Annotated in this window: 6 protein-coding genes; all 6 read right to left on the bottom strand. The window is 58.5% G+C overall.

Annotation, left to right across the window (positions count from 1 at the left end; translation table 11 throughout):
- The coding region (locus PA598K_RS18060) for a response regulator (protein WP_128658322.1) at nt 1-907 on the bottom strand (907 nt) is incomplete at its 3' end.
- Nucleotides 882-2,693, bottom strand: coding sequence for a cache domain-containing sensor histidine kinase (locus PA598K_RS18055; protein WP_185602076.1), 1,812 nt, complete (start codon nt 2,691-2,693; stop codon nt 882-884). The genes PA598K_RS18060 and PA598K_RS18055, both read right to left, overlap by 26 nt.
- Before the next feature lie 140 nt (nt 2,694-2,833).
- Complete coding sequence (locus tag PA598K_RS18050) at nt 2,834-3,664, bottom strand: carbohydrate ABC transporter permease (protein ID WP_128658304.1); 831 nt, start codon at nt 3,662-3,664, stop codon at nt 2,834-2,836.
- A complete protein-coding gene (locus PA598K_RS18045) occupies nt 3,664-4,557 on the bottom strand; it encodes a carbohydrate ABC transporter permease (protein ID WP_128658303.1) in 894 nt (297 codons plus the stop codon). Before PA598K_RS18045 ends, PA598K_RS18050 begins: the two co-directional genes overlap by 1 nt.
- An 810-nt stretch (nt 4,558-5,367) precedes the next feature.
- Complete coding sequence (locus PA598K_RS18040; protein ID WP_305780078.1) at nt 5,368-6,273, bottom strand: cation diffusion facilitator family transporter; 906 nt, start codon at nt 6,271-6,273, stop codon at nt 5,368-5,370.
- Nucleotides 6,274-6,663: 390 nt separating this feature from the next.
- Nucleotides 6,664-7,140, bottom strand: coding sequence for a zinc ribbon domain-containing protein (locus PA598K_RS18035; protein ID WP_128658302.1), 477 nt, complete (start codon nt 7,138-7,140; stop codon nt 6,664-6,666).
- Between the last annotated feature and the right edge of the window lie 212 nt (nt 7,141-7,352).

Here is a 7,352-nt window from a genome sequence, read left to right as displayed (position 1 = left end):
CCAGCGCGAGCCGCCGCTGCCACTCCGTCCCCGCCTGCACGGACACCGCGTCCCCGGTCTGTGCCCGCAGCTGCGCGACGGCTTGATCGTAGGCTGGCCCCAGCCGCTCCAGCCTGTCGAACGGCTCCGAGCAGCCGTAGCCGATCAGCCGCTCGCCCGGGTCCGCCGCCTCGGCGACGATCCTCTCGTGCTGCCATCGCTGCAGCAGCAGACGCCACGTCTCGGCGGACGGGAGCTCCCCTGCGCCGACCAGGAAGAGGACGCAGCCCTCGGCCACCTCGATCCCTGCCGACTCGCGCAGGCGAGGCATGGCGTCGGCAGCCAGCCATTGCCTCGTCAGCTCGAGCTGTCGCCCTCCCTTGCCCGACGCCGGATCGGCCCATTGCAACAGCAGCACGCTGTATCGCAGCGGCTGACGCTCGCCTGGCCTGTCGGCATACGCCTGCAACAGCTCGCTCATCCGGTCGCGATGCTGGCTCACAACCCATTGCAGCAGCAGCGTCTCCAACTGCGCCGTCGCCTGGCGCTGCCGCTCCTGCAGCGACGCCTCCACTTTGCGCATCGCCTGCACCAGCTCCTCTCGCTGCAGCGGCTTGAGCAGGTAGTCGGTCACGCCATGGCGCATCGCCGTCTGCAAGAAGTCGAACTTCTCATGTCCGGTCAGGATCATCTTGTACAGCCCCGGCTTGATCCGCTCCAGCTCAGCCGCCAGCTCGAGCCCGCTCATGCCAGTCATGCTGATGTCGATGATCGCCAGATCCGGGTCGGTCTCCTCGATACTCGCGAGCGCCGACTCTGCGTCCGGGCAGCTCTGCACAACCTCCCACTCCGGGAGCAGCCGTCCGATCAGCTGCTGCAGTCCGCGCCGGATCGTCTCCTCGTCATCTATGATCATCACTCGCGGCATCCTGCGCCTCCTCTCCGACGATCCGCATGCGCAAGGTGACGATCGTCCAGCCTTGCGTATGTCGGTCCATACTCAAGCCATAGCCTTCGCCATCGCGATTGGCGATGCGCCGATGCACGTTGTACAAGCCGATATGCTGTCCATCGTCCTCGCGTCTCGGCTGGCGGAGCGAGGCGTGGACCTCGGCCAGCCGATCGGCCGTCAGTCCCGCTCCGTCATCCGCGATCTGCAGCACCAGCTCGTCCGCCTGACGCCACCCGCGGATACGGATCTCGCCCTTGCCCCGCGCCGGAGCGATCCCGTGAACGATCGCATTCTCCACGACGGGCTGGACGATCCACGGCAGCGTAGGCGTCTCCAGCAGCTCGGGCGCCAGCTCCACCTCGAAGACGAGGCCGGGAAAACGGACCTGCTGCAGCTTCATATAGACGCGCACATACTCCAGCTCGCGGGAGAGCGGGATCTGATCGGAGCTCTCCTGCAGCGACAGCCGGAAAAGCTTGCCGAGCAACGACACCATATCCGCCACCTCGTAATCCCCGTTAATCTCCGCCTTCATGTTGATCGACTCGAGCGTATTGTAGAGGAAATGCGGGTTGATCTGGCTGCGCAGCACCTTGTACTCGGCCTGCTGCTGATAGATACGCATCGTCAGCACCCGGCTGACGAGCTCGTCGATCTGCGCCACCATATGGTTGAAGCTGCGGCCCAACTGGCCGATCTCGTCCTGGCTCCGGACCGGATAGCGGACCGTATAATCCCCCAGCTCGACCCGGTTCATCATCCGCTTCATCGCCTTGAGCGGCCGGATAATGTTCATCGTCAGTCCCGACGAGAGCAGGACGGCCAGCAGCAGCACCGTACCGCTGAACACCCACAGCAGGTTGCGCAGGATGTTCAGCTCCTCGGACAGCTGGCGGAGCGGCACCGTGCTGACGACCGTCCATCCGGTTGTCTGCGAGCGGACATACTGCACCATCGTCTGGCCGTCGAGATCGGCGGTCAGCTTGCCGTAGGAGGCACCGAGCCTGGCCCCGAAGCGATCTCCGATGAGGCGCGAGTCGGGATGGTAGATGATCCGGTTGTTGTCATCGACGATGAATACCGTCGCCGACGTCGGGATCTTCGTCTCCTGCAGCAGCTCCATCAGGTAAGAGGTCGACAGGTCGATCAGCAGGACGCCGTACGGGACCCGGTTGGCGACATTAACGATGCTGCGCGCATATGAGAAGATGTACGGCTCCTCCTCGCCGGCCCCCGGCGGCCGGTAGGGCGGCAGGATGACGCCCCGACCATCCGCGCCCAGCACCCGATCGTACCAGCCAGCAGCCATAAAGTCGCTGTGATCGACCATCGCGCTCGAGCCATACTGCGAGTACTGCACCTCGCCGCCGCGTATCCAGTAGATGCCCTTGATGTCCTCGAACGGGATGATCAGCATCATATTGCGCAGCGCCCGATCGATCGAGATTTTCTCCGTATAGAGGTTCATCGGATCACGGCTGCCCCGCAGCCCGTCCACGCCATCGAGATAGAAGGTCATCGACAGCCGATCGATCTGATGGACGTAGTTGTCCAGATTGCGGACGATCTGGTCCGTCAGATTGAGGCTGAACTCGCTGACCCGTCCGCTCAGATTGTCGTGATAGCGCTGGAAACCGAGGAACGTGACGACGATGACCGGGATGATGATCATCATCGCATAGACGAACACCAGCTTTTTGTCGAGACTCCAGTCCTTGAACGGCACCACCTTGAACCTGCGGATCGCGGCCGCCTCCTTCATCACAGCCCCCCGAACCATAGCCTCGATTCATTGCTCATACTTGATTCCGCGCCTCTTCGGCGTTTTGGGGGCAGGCTGAGTTTTGCTTGTAGTTCAAGGATAAGCGGATACGCCGCGCTCTGGCAAGCCTTGGCGACCGCTTAGCCCTTGACCGAGCCGGCGGCGATCCCCTTGATGATGAACTTCTGCAGGAACATGTAGACGACCGCCAGCGGCAGCACCGCCAGCACCATGCCGGGGAACAGCAGCGACCAGTTGGTGACGTGCTCGCCGACGAACATGTACAGCGCGATCGTGATCGTCCGGTAGCTCTGATCCTGCAGGAACAGCAACGGCACGATCAGATCGTTCCACGTATTAAGCGAGCACAGCACGACGATCGTCGCCGTCACCGGCTTCATCAGCGGGAAGACGGTCAGCCAGAACGCCCGGAACAGCGAGCAGCCGTCGATTTTGGCCGCCTCCTCCAGCTCCTTGGGCGTCGAGCGCAGGAAGCCTGCGTACAGGAAGATCGACAGCGGCAGGTTGATCGCCGTGAAGATAAGGATCGCGCCGTGATACGTATTGACCATATGCAGCACATTGACGAGTCGGTAGAGCGGCACCATCGCCAGTTGGAAAGGCAGCATAATGCCCGCGATAAAATAAACAAACAGGACGTAATACGCCTTCTCCGTCTTCCGAGCGAGAGGGTAAGCGGCAAGCGAGCCGAGAACGACCAGCAGTAGCACCGAACCGGCGGTGATGAGCAGCGTATTGCCGAGCACATAGTGGAATCGCATCGCCTCCCACGTCGCCGCATAATTGCCCAGGCCAAAGGACGTCGGCAGCGACAACGGGGATGCGGCCATCTGCTGCGGCGTCTTGAATGTCATCGAGACGATAAAATAGATCGGATAAAGCGAGAGCAGCGCCAGCAGGATCATCGCCAGCTCCAGCAGTCTTGTGCGAACGTTGCGTTGCTGCGGCATCAGCTCTGCACCTCTCTTCTTCTCAGGAGCAGGATCTGCACGAGCGACAGCGCGAAGATGATCAGGAACATGACGACGCCCATCGCCGTGCCGTAGCCAAAGCTGCTCTTCGTAAAGGCCGTAGAGTAGAGCAGCGTCGTCATCGTCTCTGTCGCATAATACGGGCCGCCCTTCGTCGTCACGAAGATGATGTCAAACGCCTTCAGCGTGCCGATGCTCGACAGCACCACATTGATCGTCATCGACGGCGCCAGCAGCGGGAAGGTGATCGAGCGGAACTTTTGCCAGCCGCTGGCCCCGTCGATGCTCCCCGCCTCATACAGATCGCCAGGTATCGTCTGCAGATTGGCCAGATAGATGACCATCGAATAACCGACGTATTGCCAGACGACCATGACGATAATCGCATAGAGCGCGTAGGCCGGATCGCCGAGCCAGCTCCGCGCCCATGAGGCGAGTCCCGCCTCGCGCAGCAGCGTGTTGAGGACACCGCTCTGCGGCTCGTAGATATACATCCACGTATATCCGACGACGAGCGGGCTAAGGATTGCCGGCACGAAAAAAATCGTCTTCAGCACCTGCTTGCTGCGAATCCGAGAATCCATCGCGAGCGCCAGGGGGATCGCCAAGCCGTTCTGCAGCAGCACGACAAAAAACGTGAACACCATCGTATTACGAAGCGCTTTCATAAACACATCGTCGCTCAGCAGCCGCTCGAAATTGCGCAGGCCGACGAAATCCATCGTCTGATAAAACCCGTTCCAGTTCGTCAAGCTGTAAAAAAAGCTGCCCAGCACGGGGCCCAGCAAAAAGAACGTGTACACGACAAAGGCCGGCAAAATAAAGCAGGCCAAAATCAGATGCTCCTTGCGGTGCATCGTTAGCTTAAACATCTCGTTCGTCTCCCCTCACTGGTTGTTGCCTTCCATGTTACCGAAAAGCCAGTGGCGGGAAAACGTTGTAAAATACATGTTTCCTCCGTTTTTTTCGGAAGATTGTTTCGCGCGGGGACCAGGCTCGTGCTGTCGGCGGCGGAGGGACGAGACTTGTGCTGTGTGCGGTGCGGCGCGGCAACCAGCCTCGTGCTATGGGCGGTGCAGCGCGGAACCAGCCCAGACTACAGCGAACGCTGCAAGCAGCGGGCCTGGTGCGAACGTTCCAAATGTGGCGCCAGTATGGAGCTTAGTCCCTGCCTGGACTGCTTAGGAACATACATATCCCTATTTCGCCCCAATCGGCCATTTTCGGAGGTCAAAGGAACATGGGTAACGTTATATGTGACAAAATCACCGAAAAATACAGAGATTGGGAAAAATAAGAACACTCATGTTCCTAAGCTACTTCCAAAACGCCACTTTTCGCAAAATAGCGACACTCATGTTCCTTTAACTCGCAGCGGTGACAAGAAACCTAATGTTGCTCGCTACTTGTGAGGACTGGCGGCGTTTCCTTGTCCCGATGAGCAAAGGTGCGCTTGAGAAATCGAGCAACGACAAAGCGCCGAAGAAGTCGCGAGACTTCTCCGGCGCCGGGCGCCCCCTTGTCGCAATCGTACTATGGGTAACAAGTCGACTGTCGCATTCGTCCAGTGGATATACTGACTGTCCCACTCGTCCAGCGGACATCCCGACTGTCACACTCGTCCAGCGAACATCTCGACTGTCGCATTTGTCCAGCGGACATCCCGACTGTCGCATTCGTCCTCAGGTGACAGCTGGCGTAAAAGGCTCCACGTGGACGTGGATATTCATAATGTCGTGCTTGCGCTTCATCTTCTTCTCGACCTCGTCGCAGATGCGATGGCTCTCGATGAGCGACAACGTCGGATCGACGAGGATAATGACATCGACCAGCACATTGCTGCCATGCACGCGGGCCTTGATGTCCTTGATCTCGCGGACCCCCTTGATGCCGGCGACAGCCGTCTGGAGCGACTGCAGCTTCTCCTCATCAAAGCCGTCGGTCAAGGCATGCGTCGCGCTGTAAAAAATCTCCCACGCCGTCTTGCAGATAATAATCCCCACGAGGAATGCGGCTAGCGGGTCGAGCCAGACAAGGCCAAACTGCGAGCCAAAGATGCCCACTGCGGCGCCGATACTGACCAGCGCATCCGACAGATTGTCCTTGGCTGCCGCCATCAGCGCCTGGCTGTTGATCCGCATCGCCAGCTTGCGATTGTACCAGTAGACGCCGAACATGATAGCTGCCGCCCCGATTGCCACCCAAGCCGTAATCATGCCCGGAACCTCGTGAGAACCGACAAAGAACGACCGCACCGTGTTGAACAGCACCTGCAGGCCGATCATCGCCATGATAAACGAAGCAATCAGCGCCGCAATCGTCTCTGCCCGGTAATGTCCGTACGGATGATCCTTGTCCGGGGGCTTCTGGGAAATACGCAAGCCGATGAGCACGGCGATGGAGGCAACGATATCCGTAGCATTGTTCAGACCGTCCGCCATCAGCGCTTCCGACACGAACAGATAGCCGATCGTCAGCTTGAGCGCCGACAGGACGATATAGCTGACGATGCTCAGCCATGCGCCCCGCTCTCCTTGTCGGATGTTCTCATAAGTATCCAGCTCAGGCACCTCCAATATGTCCAACACCAATACCGGTATCTTACCCGACCCATCCCTTGTGGGTCTAGAGAAACAGTGTTGACCGCATGCGCACAAAGCTGCCCTGGCGCAACATGTTTGATAGCCCTCAACAGTGACAAATGCCTATCCTGCCTACCAGCTTGCCCATCTTGCCGCCCTCTCAAACTGTGATGTCTAAAGCGCCGCTCCAGGCACTTCGACACAAAACCTTCACAATTAAGTTGGCGATGCCTCGCTAGAAATAGATTTGGAAGCGTAGCGCCAATCAAAAAAAACCATTTGTCGACGATCGCATTACAGCAGTCGCCACGCATGGTTTCAGTGTGATGCCCGACAATCGCCGAGCAGCGCTCGTCAGGCATCACTTTATCTCTAGCTCCAGGACGGACGCTTGGGCTATCCTCCGGAAGCCGATAGCTCATCTCCGCATTGGATACAATATTTGGAGCCGATATCGTTTTCGGTATTACAGTGGCGGCAGATGACGCGGATATCGCCGATGGTATCCTCGCTGCGTGGCTCATCCGGAAACCTTTTGCCGCACTCCGGACAAAACTTCAGGTCGATGGGGACGACCTTGCCGCAAGTACACGCCTTTTCCGATTTCATGTTTTTAATCTTGTCATCGATGGCTGCGATATCCTGCTCCAGCAGGACCAACTCCTCGCAATAGTCCATGACCTCAGCCTCGGACTGCGCCAGGTCGCCGGTTGTGAACGCCTGGTAGACCGCCTTGCCGATCTTCAGCTGGATTTTGTCCATTTCCTTTTCCTTCGACGAGATCTGACTTTTCAGCTTCGTAATCTCGACAGTCTGCTGCGCTTTTTTGGCCGCTTCCGAGGCGCCCTGCTTCACCCGATCAAAAAACGACATCTTAGTTCTCTCCTTTGAGTCAAACCTCGTAATCTAAACGTAAACGGAACTCACTCCATACCATTATATTAAAACATGTCTGGAACATTCAAACAAATAACTAAACTCCATTATCTAGTATGTCGAATCCGCTCATGCGTGTGCGATTTGCGGCACAAGTCTGCTCGTTCCGGCACGGGGGAGGGGGGGCATTTGTGCCATTTATGGCACAA

Source organism: Paenibacillus sp. 598K, assembly GCF_003851045.1.
Taxonomy (GTDB): domain Bacteria; phylum Bacillota; class Bacilli; order Paenibacillales; family Paenibacillaceae; genus Paenibacillus_D.
This window is presented reverse-complemented; position numbering and strand designations above follow the sequence as displayed.